14 protein-coding genes and 2 pseudogenes are annotated in these 14,443 nt (G+C 61.0%); 8 read left to right on the top strand and 8 right to left on the bottom strand.

The window, feature by feature from the left end; genetic code table 11:
- Positions 1 to 130 precede the first annotated feature (130 nt).
- The 4 genes and pseudogenes from MUN84_RS19530 to MUN84_RS24750 all read left to right on the top strand — a co-directional run bounded on the left by MUN84_RS19530 (position 131) and on the right by MUN84_RS24750 (position 2,987).
- Positions 131 to 508, top strand: coding sequence for a hypothetical protein (locus tag MUN84_RS19530; RefSeq protein WP_244695624.1), 378 nt, complete (start codon positions 131 to 133; stop codon positions 506 to 508).
- Complete coding sequence (locus MUN84_RS19535; RefSeq protein ID WP_244695625.1) at positions 448 to 807, top strand: class I SAM-dependent methyltransferase; 360 nt, start codon at positions 448 to 450, stop codon at positions 805 to 807. Before MUN84_RS19530 ends, MUN84_RS19535 begins: the two co-directional genes overlap by 61 nt.
- A gap of 51 nt (positions 808 to 858) precedes the next feature.
- A complete protein-coding gene (gene ctlX / locus MUN84_RS19540; protein ID WP_244695626.1) occupies positions 859 to 1,809 on the top strand; it encodes a citrulline utilization hydrolase CtlX in 951 nt (316 codons plus the stop codon).
- A gap of 214 nt (positions 1,810 to 2,023) precedes the next feature.
- A pseudogene (locus tag MUN84_RS24750) lies at positions 2,024 to 2,987 on the top strand (SPL family radical SAM protein).
- A 231-nt stretch (positions 2,988 to 3,218) separates the two neighbouring features.
- On the opposite strand, the pseudogene MUN84_RS19560 reads toward MUN84_RS24750, so the two are convergent.
- From MUN84_RS19560 to MUN84_RS19575, 4 genes and pseudogenes are all read right to left on the bottom strand, one after another.
- A pseudogene (locus MUN84_RS19560) lies at positions 3,219 to 4,738 on the bottom strand (malate:quinone oxidoreductase).
- A gap of 328 nt (positions 4,739 to 5,066) precedes the next feature.
- Positions 5,067 to 6,362 (bottom strand): PAS domain-containing protein, encoded by a 1,296-nt coding sequence (locus tag MUN84_RS19565; protein ID WP_244695630.1) that lies wholly within the window; start codon positions 6,360 to 6,362, stop codon positions 5,067 to 5,069.
- 27 nt (positions 6,363 to 6,389) lie between these two features.
- Positions 6,390 to 6,749, bottom strand: coding sequence for a hypothetical protein (locus MUN84_RS19570; protein ID WP_244695631.1), 360 nt, complete (start codon positions 6,747 to 6,749; stop codon positions 6,390 to 6,392).
- A 307-nt stretch (positions 6,750 to 7,056) separates the two neighbouring features.
- On the bottom strand, positions 7,057 to 7,650 hold the full coding sequence (locus MUN84_RS19575; protein ID WP_244695632.1) for a hypothetical protein: 594 nt from the start codon (positions 7,648 to 7,650) through the stop codon (positions 7,057 to 7,059).
- A gap of 222 nt (positions 7,651 to 7,872) precedes the next feature.
- On the opposite strand from MUN84_RS19575, the gene MUN84_RS19580 reads away from it, so the two are divergent.
- On the top strand, positions 7,873 to 8,607 hold the full coding sequence (locus tag MUN84_RS19580; protein ID WP_244695633.1) for an SDR family oxidoreductase: 735 nt from the start codon (positions 7,873 to 7,875) through the stop codon (positions 8,605 to 8,607).
- Positions 8,608 to 8,697: 90 nt separating this feature from the next.
- Here MUN84_RS19580 and MUN84_RS19585 read toward each other — a convergent pair whose 3' ends face one another.
- The 3 genes from MUN84_RS19585 to pncA form a co-directional block, all read right to left on the bottom strand.
- A complete protein-coding gene (locus MUN84_RS19585) occupies positions 8,698 to 9,267 on the bottom strand; it encodes a GNAT family N-acetyltransferase (protein WP_244695634.1) in 570 nt (189 codons plus the stop codon).
- A 102-nt stretch (positions 9,268 to 9,369) separates the two neighbouring features.
- Positions 9,370 to 10,464 carry a mechanosensitive ion channel family protein gene (locus tag MUN84_RS19590; RefSeq protein ID WP_244695635.1) on the bottom strand — a complete coding sequence of 365 codons (1,095 nt, stop codon included), beginning with the start codon at positions 10,462 to 10,464 and terminating at the stop codon, positions 9,370 to 9,372.
- Positions 10,465 to 10,564: 100 nt separating this feature from the next.
- Positions 10,565 to 11,155 carry a bifunctional nicotinamidase/pyrazinamidase gene (gene pncA / locus MUN84_RS19595; RefSeq protein ID WP_244695636.1) on the bottom strand — a complete coding sequence of 197 codons (591 nt, stop codon included), beginning with the start codon at positions 11,153 to 11,155 and terminating at the stop codon, positions 10,565 to 10,567.
- Positions 11,156 to 11,311: 156 nt separating this feature from the next.
- On the opposite strand from pncA, the gene MUN84_RS19600 reads away from it, so the two are divergent.
- Together MUN84_RS19600 and MUN84_RS19605 are read left to right on the top strand one after the other, a co-directional pair.
- Positions 11,312 to 11,743, top strand: a complete 432-nt coding sequence (locus tag MUN84_RS19600) for a BLUF domain-containing protein (protein WP_262920579.1) — start codon at positions 11,312 to 11,314, stop codon at positions 11,741 to 11,743.
- Positions 11,744 to 11,964: 221 nt separating this feature from the next.
- Positions 11,965 to 12,780 (top strand): hypothetical protein, encoded by an 816-nt coding sequence (locus MUN84_RS19605; protein WP_244695638.1) that lies wholly within the window; start codon positions 11,965 to 11,967, stop codon positions 12,778 to 12,780.
- Positions 12,781 to 12,909: 129 nt separating this feature from the next.
- Here the strand turns inward: MUN84_RS19605 and MUN84_RS19610 are convergent, their stop codons facing one another.
- Positions 12,910 to 13,428 carry a 2'-5' RNA ligase family protein gene (locus tag MUN84_RS19610; RefSeq protein WP_244695639.1) on the bottom strand — a complete coding sequence of 173 codons (519 nt, stop codon included), beginning with the start codon at positions 13,426 to 13,428 and terminating at the stop codon, positions 12,910 to 12,912.
- Positions 13,429 to 13,579: 151 nt separating this feature from the next.
- Here MUN84_RS19610 and MUN84_RS19615 point away from each other — a divergent pair, with 151 nt between their 5' ends.
- Complete coding sequence (locus MUN84_RS19615; protein WP_244695640.1) at positions 13,580 to 14,389, top strand: class I SAM-dependent methyltransferase; 810 nt, start codon at positions 13,580 to 13,582, stop codon at positions 14,387 to 14,389.
- Positions 14,390 to 14,443: the final 54 nt, after the last annotated feature.

A 14,443-nucleotide genomic window follows, 5' to 3' on the forward strand; every position in this document is an offset into this window, starting at 1 on the left:
TATTTTTTGCGTATTTCTGCCGGCAGAACTCGTATTGATGCGCAGGCAGCGGGGTGCACTACGTCGGCTGATTTTAACTGCTCCGGTGATTCCCTCGAAACGCGCTGCCCGTATCCAACCTCCGTACCGTATGCACCTCGATCCTGCCTCGCCGTTTCCCGCCAGCGCCTTCCGCCGCCTCGATGAGAACCCGGATGCCGAATTCTACCGGCAACCCCGCTTCGTTACCCACCTCGACGAGCCCGCGCTGGCTGCCGTAACCCAACTCTACCGGGAATATTTCAAGCCGGGCAGCGTTCTGCTGGACTTAATGAGTAGCTGGGTAAGCCACCTGCCCGCCGAGGTAGCCTACGCCCGGGTAGTGGGCCTGGGCATGAATGAGCAGGAGCTGCGCGCCAATCCGCGCCTGCAAGCCTACGTGGTGCAGGATCTAAACCACACCCCGAGTTGCCTTTTGCGGCCGCTGAATTTGATGGAGCGGCCATTTGCGTCTCCATCGACTACCTGACCCAGCCCGTGGTGGTGCTGCGCGAACTGGCGCGGGTGCTACGGCCCGGCGCCCCGCTGGTCATTACGTTTTCCAACCGCTGCTTTCCCAGCAAAGCCATAGCCGCCTGGCGCGCCCTCGACGACCAGGGCCATCTGGTGCTGGTAGATCAGCTGCTACGGGCCGCGGGCGGCTGGGAACCCAGTGAACTGCTGGACCGCAGCCCCAATCCGCGCCGTACGGATCCGCTGTTTGCCGTGGTGGCCCGGGCTAAGGCAGCCGGGCCACTGCCCGCGGAGCATACGGCGCCCGCTCAGTGAGATTCTGCGGGAAGCCTGTTTCTTTGTGCTTCCCACCTAGCCTCCCGCCGCATGCAATCTGCCCGCACCGTCTTCCTTGTCCGGCCCACGCGCTTCACCTTTAACGTCGAAACGGCCCAGTCCAACCACTTCCAGCGGTATATGGCGGGCCTGGATGCGGAGGCTATTCAAGCGCGAGCTTTTGCCGAGTTTGATGCCGTAGTGGCTACGTTGCGCGCCCACCACATGCAGGTACTCGTGTTCGAGGCCCCAGCCGAGCCGCACACCCCTGATGCGGTGTTTCCTAACAACTGGGGCACATTTCACCCCGATGGTCGGGTGCTGCTCTACCCCATGTGTGCCCCCAACCGCCGGCCGGAGCGGCGCCCCGACATTCTGGAAACTCTGGGCCAGCGTTTTGGTATTCGGGAAGTAGTGGACCTGTCGGAGCACGAACAGGCGGGCCGGTTTCTGGAAGGCACTGGTAGCATTATTTTCGACCATGTGCACCGCATTGCCTACGCTGCGCTGTCGGCCCGCACCGATGAAGGCTTGTTTCGGGAGGTGGCCGCGAAGCTAGGCTACGAGCCCGTTGCTTTCCGGGCCCATGATGCTGATGGCCACGACATCTACCACACCAACGTAATGATGTGCGTGGGGGCCCGCTTTGCCGTGGTGTGCCTGGAAAGCATCACCAACCCCGCCGAGCGCGCCGCCGTGGTAGAGTCGCTTACCCGCACCGGCCACGAGATACTGCCCATCACGCTAGCCCAAGTGGCCTGTTTTGCCGGCAACATGCTCACGCTGCAGCCCAGCCACGGCCCCGAGCTGCTGGCCCTCTCCCAGAGTGCCTACGATGCTCTGCGGCCCGAGGAGCGCCGGCGGCTGGAGCAGTACGCCGAGCTGTTGCCGCTTGCCATCCCTACCATTGAAACCATTGGTGGCGGCAGTGCCCGCTGCATGCTGGCCGAGGTATTTCTGCCCGTTGCTGAACCGGTAGCAGGGCCCCACCAGCAGCAGTAAAAAACCGGCCTAAGGGTAGTAAAATACTAGTTCTGCGGGAGCTATCTGGGGGCGCCTGGTGTTATAACTAGCTATGACAGAACCCCAGCTGTTTCCTTCGCTCGACCTCCTGACGCCCCCCGTTGCTGAAGCGCGTACGCACGCGGCCAAGCTCTGGCTGCCCAAACGGGTAGTGTTTACCCCGGATGCCCTGGACCAGCCTTTCGGCCAGCAGATGCTGGAGCGCGTTACCGCGCACGGCCTGGAAGTAGAGCTGCTGAAAAGCAACCGCCTCACGGGGGTGCGCGGCGAAGACGCCCGCGACACGTACCGCCGCGCCAAAAGCACCCTGGCCGTGGTATGCGCCCCGCCTAGCTCTCTGCGCTTGCAGCCCACGCCGCCCTCCGCCGACTGGCAGATGAACCTAGCCGAGGGCTGCCCGCCCACTGCCAGTACTGCTACCTGGCTGGTAGCTTGGCCGGCCCGCCCGTGGTGAAGGTGTTTGCTAACCTGCCTCAACTACTGGAAAATACCCAGGCCTACGAGCAGCCCGGCCGCGTTACTAGCTTCGAGGTGAGTTGCTATACGGATGTGCTGGGCATTGAGCACCTGACCGGCTCCTTGGCCGAGTGCATTCGGTATTTTGGGCAGCGCGAAGGCACTCACCTGCGCTTCGTGAGCAAGTACGACCACGTGGATTCCCTGCTGGGGCTGCCCCACCACGGCCGCACGCGGGCCCGCTTTAGTTTAAATGCTGAAGCCGCCGTGCGCAAATTAGAAGGCGGTACTGCTTCCGTGGAAGCCCGGCTCCGGGCCCTGCGCCAGCTAGCGCTGCCCTCGGAGCAGGGCGGGGGCGGCTACCCGGTAGGTGTGGTGCTGGCACCCATTATGCCCTGCCGGGCTGGCAGGATGAGTACCGCCACTTGCTCGACCGGCTAGCCGCTACCCTCGATTTCCCCTGCGACCTGACGGCCGAATGCATCACGCACCGCTTCACGCCGGGCTCCAAGGATGTGCTGCTACAATGGTACCCCAATACTTCCTTGGATTTGGAGGAGGCTACTCGGGCCGTGAAGCGCAACAAGTTTGGTGGTACCAAGTTCGTGTACCAGCCCGCCGACATGCGCACGCTCAAGGAGTTCTTCCACCAGGAATGGCAGCTGCGCTTCCCCAACTCCCCATTGCTCTACTGGACCTAGGTAGTTGGCTTCTAGCTGTCACCCACACTAGCTTGTAGTCACCAGAAACGAGAAGTTGTCATTCCAGACGGAGCGAGGGATAGAGGCTAGCTTCTTAAGTTCGACCCAGATTTTTCACTCCGTTTGGAATGACAACCTTTTTCAAAGCGAATTAAGTTATCGACCGATGATAATTACAAAAGGCCGCCCCAACGTTGGGGTGGCCTTTTTTACTTGGGCTGCATCCGAAGGTTAGCGAGCAGTTTCGACGTCAGCTTTCAGGCCCAGTACGGCGCTGGTGTGGGCGCGAATCTCTTGCACTAAGGCTGGATTATCATTCAGGGACTGGCCGAAGGAGGGAATCATCTGACGCAGCTTGGCCTGCCACTCCGGTGTTTGGGCTTTGGCCGGGAAACAGCGCTGCACCAAACCCAGCATGATGCTGACGGCGGTAGAAGCACCGGGTGAAGCTCCCAGCAAAGCGGCAATAGAGCCGTCGGAAGCGGCCACTACCTCGGTTCCAAACTCCAGGACGCCGCCCTCCGTTTCGTGCTTTTTGATAACCTGCACGCGCTGGCCGGCAATTTCCAGTTGCCAGTCCTCGGCCCGAGCTTCGGGCAGGTACTCGCGCAAGGCTGCCAGCCGGTCTTCCGGCGACTGGCGCACTTGGTTGATGAGGTACTTGGTCAGCGGCATATTCTTCAGGCCCGCAAGTATCATGGGGCGCATGTTGCTCAGCTTCACAGACAGGGGTAAATCGAGGTAGGAGCCCTGCTTGAGGAACTTGGTGCTGAAGCCGGCGTACGGGCCGAATAGCAATTCCTGCTTACCGTTAATCACGCGGGTATCCAGGTGGGGCACCGACATGGGCGGGGAGCCCACGGCCGCCTTGCCGTACACTTTGGCGTGGTGCTGGGCAATAACGGCGGGGTTTACGCACTTCAACCACTGCCCACTCACGGGAAAGCCGCCAAAGCCCGCGCCTTCCGGAATGCCCGACTTGATAAGCAAGGGTAGGGAACCGCCGCCGGCACCAATAAACACGAACGGCGCCCGGATTTTGATGGTAGCATCAGTAGACAAATCCTTGGCTTTCACGCGCCAGATGCCGTCCTCTTTCTGCCGCAGCTTTTCTACGTTGTGGTGGAAGTAGAACGTTACGCCCGGCTTCTGCTGGAGTAGGGTAAACATGCCCCGGGTGAGGGAGCCGAAATTTACGTCGGTGCCCAGGTCCATGCGGGTGGCGGCTACGGGCTGCTGCGGGTCGCGGCCGTGCATCACCAGGGGCATCCACTGCTCCATTTCTTCCCGGCTCTCCGTGAACTCCATGCCCTGAAACAGGGGCGACTGCGTGAGGGCCGCGTGACGTTTGCGCAGGAATTCTACGTTTTTGGCGCCCCACACAAAGCTTAGGTGCGGAATGTGGTTAACAAAGCGCGTCAGCTCCTTTACGGCGTAGGTTTCGGCCAGAAAGGCCCAGAACTGCTTGGACTCCTCGAACTGCTCGGCAATTTTGATGGCCTTGCTGATGTCCACGGAGCCGTCGGGCTTCTCGGGGTATAGTTCAACTCGCAAAAGGCCGAGTGACCCGTGCCGGCGTTGTTCCAGGCGTCGGAGCTTTCGGCGGCGGCCACGTCGAGCCGCTCTATAATGGCGATGGTAAGATCAGGCTGCAACTCCTTCAGCATCATGCCCAAGGTGGCGCTCATGATGCCAGCCCCAATCAGGACCACATCGGCAGACAGGGAAGCAGCGGATTCGGTAGTGCTCATGCGTATTTCGGAATAGGACTTACGAAGTACGGGGAAAGTCAGAAAAGGTGGCTTTTGTTTGCCAAGAAACTGCTTTTCCCGCTTCCCGCGGGGCTCAGGCGAGCCCGCGGCAGGTGAGCTAAACACGAGGTAGGGGCGGCTCGTTCCGCGGTGCAAGGCCAGTAAATAGATACAAACAAGGTGTTAAGAGAAACGGGAGTGCCTGCGCCACCGCTCGGCACAGGCACTCCCGCTTTTCTACTCGACGTTGTTGGGCCGCATAGCCAACGGCACGTAAAATCATTCCTCCGCCTTGCCAGTAAGCCCCGGCTAAGGCTGCACCAAACTGCTACCTGGCTTCCGAGGTAGGGGGCTGAATCTGGGTTCGGAGCTGCTGCACCTCACGCTCCAGCGCCAACGTGCGGAACGTCACCTTCAGCTCCAGGTCCTGGTAGGAGCGTTCCAGCTGTTCCTGAAGCTGTTTTAGCTCCGTAATATCGGTGTTGGTGCCAAACCAGCGCAGCACCTGACCTTGCTTATTGCGAATGGGGACGGCCCGGGTCAGAAACCACCGGTACTCGCCCTGGTGGCTGCGCAAAGGGAAGGTCAGCTCCCAGGGCTGCCCAGCCGACCAAGCGGTGCGCACAAATTCCATTACCCGGCCTATGTGGTCGGGATGATGCACCTTTTCCCAGCCCCAGCCGCGCATTTCCTCCAGGTTGCTGCCGGTGTACTCATACCAGCGCTGGTTATACCAGGTGATATTGCCGTCGGGGGCGGCCATCCAGGCCAGCTGGGCAATGGTATCGGCCATGGTGGTGAAGTCGGCCTCGCGCTGGCGCAGGGCTTTTTCAGCTTCGCGCTGACGGGTTACGTCCTGCATGGCCCCAATCATGCGCAGGGGTTGGCCCTCGGCGTTACGGGCTACGTGGCCCCGGTCCATCATGCTGGCGTAGCTGCCATCGGCCCGTTGGAAGCGGTATTCGTCGTGCCAGTCGGTGCGGCCCCCGTCAATGGCTTCGTGGATGCCATGCACCACGCGCTCCGCATCAGCGGGATGAATGTGGTTGTACCACCACTCGGCGGTAGTAAACCGAGCTTCGGGGCCGTAGCCAAGCACCCGTTCTATGGCGGGGTTCCACTTCACCTCGTTGGTAACTAGGTTCCACTCCCAGATGGCGTCGTTGGTAGCCAACGCCGCCAGGGCGTAGCGCTCCTCACTCTGGCTCAGGGTTTCCTGCACCTGTTTGGTGCGGGTGATGTCGGTGATAGTACCAATAAAGCGCGTTGCTTGGGTGTGGGCCGCATCAAAGAAAGCCCGCCCCGTGGCTCGTACCCAGCGTACCTGCCCGCCATCATGCAGGCCAATGGTGCGGTACTCAATGTCGCAGGTGCCACTACCAGCCGGGTTCAGGGCCTCGGCCACTGCCGCTTCGGTAGCGTCCCGGTCGTCGGGGTGCAGGCCGCGCAGAAAATCGTCGTAGGTGATGGTGGCGGTAGCCGGTAGGCCAAACAACTCCTTGCAGCGCGTCGACCAAATAAGCTCGCCACTGATTGGATTCAAGTCCCAAGTGCCTACCCCAGCGGCATCCACGGCAGTTTGCAGGCGTTCGTAATCGGGCGAAAAGGCAGTAGGTGTACTCATGCGGGCGGAAAGACGGAAACAGTAAGCTTAAGGCTGCACTAGCTGCAGCTCCATGCCTGAATGAAAGTAAAGGGTAAGGGCCCGCTGGCCGCTCATAGCCGAGCGGCGGAGGCGGGTAACCAGAGCCATGGTAGTTTGCTCAGGCAGGCTGAGCTGCAGGTAGGGCCGGCTCAGCAGGGCGTCGCGCTCCACCGACCAGTGCCCCACAACCGAACTATCGTCCAGGACCAGCACCAGCTGCTGGGGCTGCAGCTGCAACTGAGTGGCGCAGGCCAGGGCCGTAGTAGGGTCAGCTTGGCTTAGTACCCGGCTGGCAACCCGCCACGTGCCAGCCAGCTCCTGGTCTGCCACTTGCTGCAGATTAACATCGAGTAAGGTATCTGGCATCGTGATGCGCTGAGTGAATTCGACGAGCAAGGTAGCGCATCACCGGCGTTCTATTAGCATCGATTCAAGATAAAAATGCCTCCTAACGATACGTAACGCGGTAAAGAAGCTTGCACACGCTAGCTAAAGCAGAGTTTGCCAGGCGCTTAAGAATGGAGCGTGTGGACGCTGCCCAAAGCCTGGCAGCTGGGCAGCGGAGAGCAGCTGAAAAGGGGTAGTGTATCGTTTGCTGGTCTTCCGGCTGCGGCGCCTGCCCGGCGGGCAGTAAGGGCCGGGTGTAGGCGCGTCTTCGGGTTTTGGCCGTGCGCTAGGCAGCTTCGTTGCCGACGGCCTGGCGTGCAGCCTGATACTGGGCCACCAGGGGCGTGCTGGCTACTACCACGGTAGCGTAGCCCTTGGGCATCTCGGTGTAGAGAAGGCGCACTTGCGGGTTCGTCCATTGCTGGGCCGAGGTGGCGGCCATCTGGCTGGGGCCGTAGGTGCGGGTAAGCAAGCTATAGATGCCCTGGCAGTTGCTGGAGCCCAGCACGCGCACCTCTACGCAGCACAGCAGGCCTTTATAAAAGCCGTAACTGATGCCGGTAACGGCGTAGCCGCCAATGGTTAGGGCCTCGTCGGGGCGGGTGTAGTAGGTGATTTGCGAGGGCACGGAACGCCGCTCCGGTACCAAGTGCCGAAACCGCTTCAGGGGAGCCCCCAGCCACGCGGCCCGCAAATCCGCCGCTACTTCTTTGTCGCGGATGATGGGGGCCGTCGTCCGGACCGGAGCGCCCGTGCCCGCCTGCACACCAACGGGAGCAGCACTCAGCAGGGGCAGCAGGAAAAGGAGGCAGTGCTTCATGAGCGGGCACCCAGGACAGGGCAGCTTGGTAGGCTGGATATCGAAGGGCGGAAGGTACATAAAAGTGTGGGGCAAACCCGCAGAAAATTTACTTTTTACATTTCGCCCAGTGCCCTGCCGGTTGGGCCCTGCACCGCACCTGCAGCCTACCCCGGCAAAGCAAACGTGGTTAGTGGCTGGCTATGCTGGCAGCCGGTTGGGGCTAGCACATCTTCCGGCTTGGTGCTGTCGTAGGAAGTCAGGGGCCCCAATAGGCGGGCACGTACGCATGACCCTACTGGCATGAACCTGGAAGGAAACACGGTATTAATTACGGGCGGCGCGTCTGGCATTGGGCTGGCGCTGGCCGAGCGGTTTCAGCGGGCTGGCAGCACGGTGCTGGCTGTGGGGCGCCGCGAAGACAAGCTGCAGGAGGCCCGGCAGCAGCTGCCCGGGCTGCTCACCCGGGTCTGCGACGTGGCCGAGGCCGGGGAGCGGGTAGCACTGGTGGAGTGGATTAGCCGCGAACTGCCGCAGCTGAACGTGCTAGTAAATAATGCCGGTATTCAGCACCGCTTCCAGCTGACAGAGGACGAGGACTGGGAAACCCGGCGGCAGGAGTTGGTGATTAACGTAGAAGCCCCCATTCACCTTACCACCCTGCTGCTTCCGCACCTGCGCCAGCAGCCCCGCCCGGCTATTATCAACGTTACCTCAGGGCTGGCTTTTGCCCCCATGGCCCAAGCTCCCATTTATAGCGCCACCAAGGCGGCTTTGCACTCCTTTACCCTTTCGTTGCGGCACCAGTTGGCGGCTACCCCCATTCAGGTGTTAGAAATTGTGCCGCCCGCCGTAAATACTGACCTGGGCGGAGCCGGCCTGCACACGTGGGGTGTTCCCGTCAACGACTTTGCCGACTCCGTGATGCAGCGTCTCGCGGCCGGCGAGCAAGAGGTAGGCTACGGCACTTCTGAGGAAATCCGGCGCGCTTCCCGCGAGCAGATAGACGCACGGTTTCAACTACTAAATAACCGGTAGCATCTGCTGGGCGGGGCCTGTACGCACCGCGGGCGTTAGAAAACCAGTTGGTTTTCTAACGCCCGCGGTACCGGCTACTACGTTTGCCAATTACGCTAGGGCATCAGCGGCCGTGGTAGTGGGAAGGGTCGGGTGTAAAGCGGCCCATTCGTGGTCGAGCATGCTCATTTCCACCAAGCTCCAATATTCGCCGTCGTACTTGAGGATGTCGCGGGAGCAGCCCTCGCGCTGCATGCCGGCCCGGGTGTAAGCCCGGATGGCCGCCTCGTTAAAGTCGTACACGCCCAGGTCGATGCGGTGCAGATGCAGCTGTTCAAAGCCAAAGCGAAGCACCTCCGTGAGCATGTGGCGCGCAAAGCCCCGGCCCCGGGCCTGCGGATCAATAAACACCCGGCTGATGCGAGCCGAGCTGTTTTTTTGGCTGATGCCGCCCAGGGAAATATGACCAACTACGGTTTCGGTAGTGGTGTCAATGGCCTTGAAAATGAATACGTCCGGGAAGCTCAGGTCATTGGCATCTTGCACGTACCACTCCAGCTTTTCAGGGTTGAGGGGGAAGTTAAACATGGGACCCGACCAGTTCATGAGGAGGTGGGGCGAGTCAATCCAGGCAATAAGTTGGTCGAAATCAGAAGGGGTGAAATATTCCAGGCGGATCATGTAGTAAGAAGCAGCTTACTGCTTCTGGAAATAGTACCAGAGGTAGCCGCATAATCTACAAATATACGCCAGTAATGCCTATTATTAGCCAATTTTACGAAGTTAATCTTCGCTTGGAGCGGGCATAAACGGTTGGTCCTGGGCCTCTACTAGTGTCCGGGTTTTGGGCAGACTTTCGGGGTAGTGCTGCTGAATAAACCCTACAAGCTGTTCGCGTACGGCGCAGCGCAAATCAAAGGCCCGGCTGGAGTTGGAGGCGCTTACCAGGCACCGCAGCTCCAGGGTGCGTTCCTTCGAGTCCGTGACTTGCAGCACGCACACGCGCTGGTCCCAGAGCGGGTTGCTTTGCACCACGCGCTGCAGTTCCGCCCGCACAGCCTCCACGGGAATAGTATAGTCGGTGTAGAGAAACACGGTGCCCAGCAGCTGAGCCGTGGTGCGCGTCCAGTTCTGGAAGGGCTTCTCAATGAAATAGTTAAGCGGCAGCACCAGCCGCCGCTCGTCCCAGATGCGCAGTACCACGTAGGTAAACGTAATTTCCTCTACCCGGCCCCATTCGCCCTCCACCACCAGCACGTCATCGAGCCGGATGGGCTGGGTGAAGGCAATCTGAAAACCGGCCAGCAGGTTGCTGATCGAGCGCTGAGCCGCAAAACCGATGATAACGCTGGCAATACCAGCCGAAGTCAGCAGCCCGGTGCCAATCTTGCGCACCGTCGCAAAGTTCATCAGAATCAGGGCAGTAGCTACAAAAATGATGAGCGTAATGGCCAGTTTCTTGACGAACTGCAGCTGGGTGAACAGCTTGCGCACCCGCAAATTATCATCGTCGGTGAGGCGGTAGTGGTGCTGCACCAGGTCCTCCACCACATCCACGGTTTTGACCAGGCCCCAGGCGAAGGTAGCGAGCAAAGCCGTTTCCACCAGTCGGCGGGCTACTTCCAGGGCCCGGCCATCGAGGTAGGTTAGCGGAAGCAGGAAAGAAAGTGCCAGAATAGGGATAAACCAGGCGCTGGGCTGGCTCAGGTGCAGCAGCACCGATTGGGCTAGGAGGGACGGCTCGCGGCGGTGATAGGCTCCCAACAGCCAGAAAGCCAGTCGTTTCAGTAGCCACCCCAGCAGCAAGCTGCCTAGCACCACGCCCACCGTGTACACCAGCAGCCGTAGCCGCTCCAAATCAGGAAAGAAATCAGCCATAGCAGGGCCCCCGCCGGGCACTAACGGCCCGGTGGGGCCTTTTTCTACCCTGAACTTCTCGGAAAGGTTAGCCTGGCAGGAACCCGACCGGTCCGCGCGCCTAGCTCATGCGGGCCCCGCGCCGCACCAGCTCCTGCCGGGCCTGGGCGTATCCTTCGGAGGAAATAGCGCGGGTAGCTGCTTCCAGAAACGTCACGGCAAAACCCTCCTGCAAGGCGTCGAGGGCCGAAAAGTTAACGCAGTAATCAGCGGCGAGTCCGCACACGTGCACTTCCCGTACGCCGCGGCCGCGCAGGTAGTCGGCCAGGCCGGTGCTCTTGCGGTGGCCGTTGTCGAAAAAGCCGCTGTAGGAGTCAATTTCCGGGTTCGTGCCTTTGCGGAAGATGGCCTCAATGCGGTGCTGGTTCAGACCGGGGCTGAACTCAGCACCAGCCGTGCCCTGCACGCAATGGTCGGGCCAGAGGGTTTGGGGTAGCCCATGCAGGTCGATGTGCTCGAAGGGGTGGCGGCCGGGATGCTGGCTGGCAAAGCTTTGATGGTCAGCGGGGTGCCAATCCTGGGTGGCTACCACCAGCTCGTACTGGTTCTGCAGCTGATTTACTACTGGCAGAATTTCGTGGCCACCTGCCACGGCCAGGGAGCCACCGGGCAGAAAATCGTTTTGGATATCAATTAGCAGCAGGGCTTGCATGGGTGTCAGGAGAAAAACAGGATGGTTGGATTTTGCCGGCCCAAATTAGGAAGCTGGGAAATCAAATAGGGATGAAAACAAGTCGACTGCAGTAGCACTCAGTGCGTATTTTTTAGGACAATGTTGCTCAGTTAAAGAACATTCCTATTCTCTCCCATGAGTTTGCTTCATCATCTTATTTATCAAAGTAACGTTGTGGCCCGACTTTCGGCGTCGGAGTTAGGCAGATTACTGGAACAATGCCGCTCTCATAACCAGCAGGCCGATATTACGGGCGTGTTGTTGCACGATGGCAACCGGTTTTTGGGGGTACTGGAAGGGACGCCGGCGGCCATAGCAGCCGTCTTCAACCGCATTGAGGCGGATTGCCGCCACACCGGCGTGCAGGTGCTGGCCGATGGCCCCATCTCGCACCGGCAGTTTGCCTGCTGGACCATGGGCCTAGTGGACGACGTAAGCCAGCCCGGCGGCGGGGTAGGCGACGAGGCCATTCCGTGCATGCACACCGTCACCGATGCGGCCTTGTGGCTGCTGCTGCGGGAGTTTCAGGTGGGGGCAGGGCGTCCGCTTCTTTTACTGCCTAGCTGAGGGACGCCGCGTTGGCGCGGCGCGCATGGCCCCGGTTTCCTGCCTACCTTGCGGGCTGTGGGCCCAGGCCGCGCCGCTGGTGGCTGGGTTGCGGGCCTCCTCGTGCGTATGACTCTGTTTGCTACCCCGCGTATTCTCTGGCTGCTTAGTTCGCTGACTGTGCCACTCGTCAGCCCGGCTCAAGGTTCTGGCCCGGCCCGGGCGGTAGCAGGTACCCAAGTATGGCTGACTCCCCGCCCGGCTTCACGCCCGCGGCGGGCTTGTCGGGCTTCCGGCGGGGCGGGGCCGTGTTGCAGGTGTATGATTTGAAGGGCAGTAACTATTACCGCCAAGCTGCTGGCTTCAACCCGGCGCGGTTTGAAGCCCGGGGCGGCAAGGTGCTCGACTTTCGGGAAGTAGCGGGCACCTACCCGGCCCGACTGGTGCGGGTGCAGCTCGGGGCAGCCCAGGAATCAGCCCAGCTCCTCTTCGGCGACTCCACCTTCGCGGTGCTGCTGGATGCGCGCTACCCCGCCGCCGATACGGCTACGGCTACGGCCCTGCGCCGCAGCCTACTCACGGCCACCTACCAAAAGGACGGTTCGGCTGGCGCTACTTCCCTTGCCAACGCGGTATTTGCCCTGGAAGAGAAAAAGTCGCCGTTTGCCCTAGCGGAAGCCCAAAATGGGCAGTACATCTACGCGCTGGGTGGGCAGCGCCGCGCCGACTACGGCACCGAGCCCGTGGTAACGATTACTACCCTGCCCTACAACCCGTCGCTCACCGCCGCCGATATCAGCCAGCAGGCCCTGGCCCGTCGGGCTGGCCTCACGGGCTACTCGGCGCGCAAAATGTCCTCCACTAAAGTAAACGAGCTAGTTACCTACGAAACCGAGGGTTTTGCCCAGTTGCAGGGCCAGCGGGTGCTGGTGTACCAACAGGTCAGCATTATTGGCAGCACGGCGGTGGCCATGCAGGGCGTGGCCCGGCAGGACTTCGAAACTGCCCTGGCTCAGTTCAAAGCCCTGACCCACACCATCACGGCCCGCAAGAAATAAGCAGGTGCCGCTGCAAGGAAAAAGTTCTGACTTTGCCGCTACATCCACTTGGGCCTCGTTGCGTGTGGCCCTGGCAATCTGAGCCTTTTGTCGGCCAATCTCTAGCAAAGCTTGCGCGCCGGGCAGTGCTTACTCTGTAAAAGCAAACTGCGCCAACTGTTGCCAGGGGCCGTTCTGGTAGGCCCACAGCGTGAGGCCGATGCCCGTGGCTTCGAACGGGACGAACTGCGCCGCTAGTTCTTGGTGCAGGGCGCGGGCTACGGCGGGGTCTACCTTGTTTTGTACCGTTACGTGGGGCTTGAGGCGTTGCTGGTCCTGGGGTGTCAGCCAGGCGGCCCAGGTAGTTTGCAGCTGCTTGTGCAGGTGCTGCAAGTCGGGGTTCTGCAACTCATACGCTACCCCGCGCCCCAGAAACCGCAGGCCCGTAACCTGCAGGGGCAGCACGGGAGAGCGGGCCGCTACCTGCGCCAAGTAAGCAGCAATGGCGGGGGCCTCAGGGCCCGGCAGGTGGTGAAACAGGGTGACGTGGGCGTGCAGGTAGTTGCGCTCGGGCGGGAAGTGCAGCTGGCGCAACTCATTGAAGTGGGCTTGCGCAGCAGCATCAAGCGTGAGCGTCAGGATGAGGGGCGCGGGGGTAGGAGCAAGCATGGAACAGGAGGGGTTGAATCAGCAGTACGGACTACTGCCTTAACCAGGACAAGACGGACGCCGAAAAACCGTAGTATCAGCGCACCAACCGGCTACCCTGTGGGAGGGCTGCGGTAGTTCTGAGGCAAGGTAAAGCCTGTATCTTGCCCCCATGCCTGACCACCCTACCTATCTGGAGCTTAACCGCAGGCTCTGGAACGCTAAAACGGAGTACCACCTGCGCTCCGAGTTCTACGATGTAGCCGGCTTTCGGCAGGGCCAATCCTCGCTCAAGGAAATTGAGCTGGCCCTACTAGGCGACGTACGCGGGCAGCGCGTGCTGCACCTGCAATGTCATTTCGGCCAAGATACTCTTTCCCTGGCCCGGCTGGGGGCCCACGTAACGGGCGTTGACCTTTCGGACGAGGGAATAAAGGCCGCCCGCCACCTGGCCGCCGACTTGCAGCTGCCCGCCGAGTTCGTGTGCTGCGACGTGTACAGCCTGCCGGCGCATTTGCCTTCCGAGCCCGGCTTCGACCTGGTGTATACTACCTACGGCGTACTAGGCTGGCTCCCCGATCTGGACCGCTGGGCGGCGGTAGTAAGCCGCTACCTCCGGCCCGGGGGCCGGTTGCTGCTAGTGGAAATGCACCCAGTGGTCTGGATGTTCGACAGCCAGTTTACGCGAGTCGAGTACAGCTACTTCAATCGGGAAACCATCGAAGAAACGACCGTTGGCACCTACGCCGAGCCTGGGGCACCGCTCGCCAATCCATCCGTATCCTGGAACCACGACCTGGGCGAAGTGCTGGGCAGCCTGCGCCGACAGGGCCTGGAGCTGGCCGACTTTCAGGAGTACGACTTTTCGCCTTATAACTGCTTTGCCGGCATGCAGGAAACCACACCCGGCCGCTTCCAACTTGCGGCCCTGCCCGGCAAGCTACCGCTTATTTACTCCCTCGTTATGCATCGGCCCGCGTAACTGCCTACCACAGCATACTCAAGCACTACGCCCACGGCAGTGCCGCGGGCGTAG

The organism is Hymenobacter sp. 5516J-16 (assembly GCF_022919335.1).
Taxonomy (GTDB): Bacteria; Bacteroidota; Bacteroidia; order Cytophagales; family Hymenobacteraceae; genus Hymenobacter; species Hymenobacter sublimis.

What these genes read in the sequence shown, in the direction of transcription:
- MUN84_RS19605 (WP_244695638.1), top strand. Translation starts at nt 11,965, where the DNA reads ATGGCTGACTCCCCGCCCGGCTTCACGCCCGCGGCGGGCTTGTCGGGC.
- MUN84_RS19530 (WP_244695624.1), top strand. Translation starts at nt 131, where the DNA reads ATGCACCTCGATCCTGCCTCGCCGTTTCCCGCCAGCGCCTTCCGCCGC.
- MUN84_RS19585 (WP_244695634.1), bottom strand. Translation starts at nt 9,267, where the DNA reads ATGATCCGCCTGGAATATTTCACCCCTTCTGATTTCGACCAACTTATT.
- MUN84_RS19570 (WP_244695631.1), bottom strand. Translation starts at nt 6,749, where the DNA reads ATGCCAGATACCTTACTCGATGTTAATCTGCAGCAAGTGGCAGACCAG.
- pncA (WP_244695636.1), bottom strand. Translation starts at nt 11,155, where the DNA reads ATGCAAGCCCTGCTGCTAATTGATATCCAAAACGATTTTCTGCCCGGT.
- MUN84_RS19565 (WP_244695630.1), bottom strand. Translation starts at nt 6,362, where the DNA reads ATGAGTACACCTACTGCCTTTTCGCCCGATTACGAACGCCTGCAAACT.
- MUN84_RS19580 (WP_244695633.1), top strand. Translation starts at nt 7,873, where the DNA reads ATGAACCTGGAAGGAAACACGGTATTAATTACGGGCGGCGCGTCTGGC.
- MUN84_RS19590 (WP_244695635.1), bottom strand. Translation starts at nt 10,464, where the DNA reads ATGGCTGATTTCTTTCCTGATTTGGAGCGGCTACGGCTGCTGGTGTAC.
- ctlX (WP_244695626.1), top strand. Translation starts at nt 859, where the DNA reads ATGCAATCTGCCCGCACCGTCTTCCTTGTCCGGCCCACGCGCTTCACC.
- MUN84_RS19600 (WP_262920579.1), top strand. Translation starts at nt 11,312, where the DNA reads ATGAGTTTGCTTCATCATCTTATTTATCAAAGTAACGTTGTGGCCCGA.
- MUN84_RS19575 (WP_244695632.1), bottom strand. Translation starts at nt 7,650, where the DNA reads ATGTACCTTCCGCCCTTCGATATCCAGCCTACCAAGCTGCCCTGTCCT.
- MUN84_RS19615 (WP_244695640.1), top strand. Translation starts at nt 13,580, where the DNA reads ATGCCTGACCACCCTACCTATCTGGAGCTTAACCGCAGGCTCTGGAAC.
- MUN84_RS19610 (WP_244695639.1), bottom strand. Translation starts at nt 13,428, where the DNA reads ATGCTTGCTCCTACCCCCGCGCCCCTCATCCTGACGCTCACGCTTGAT.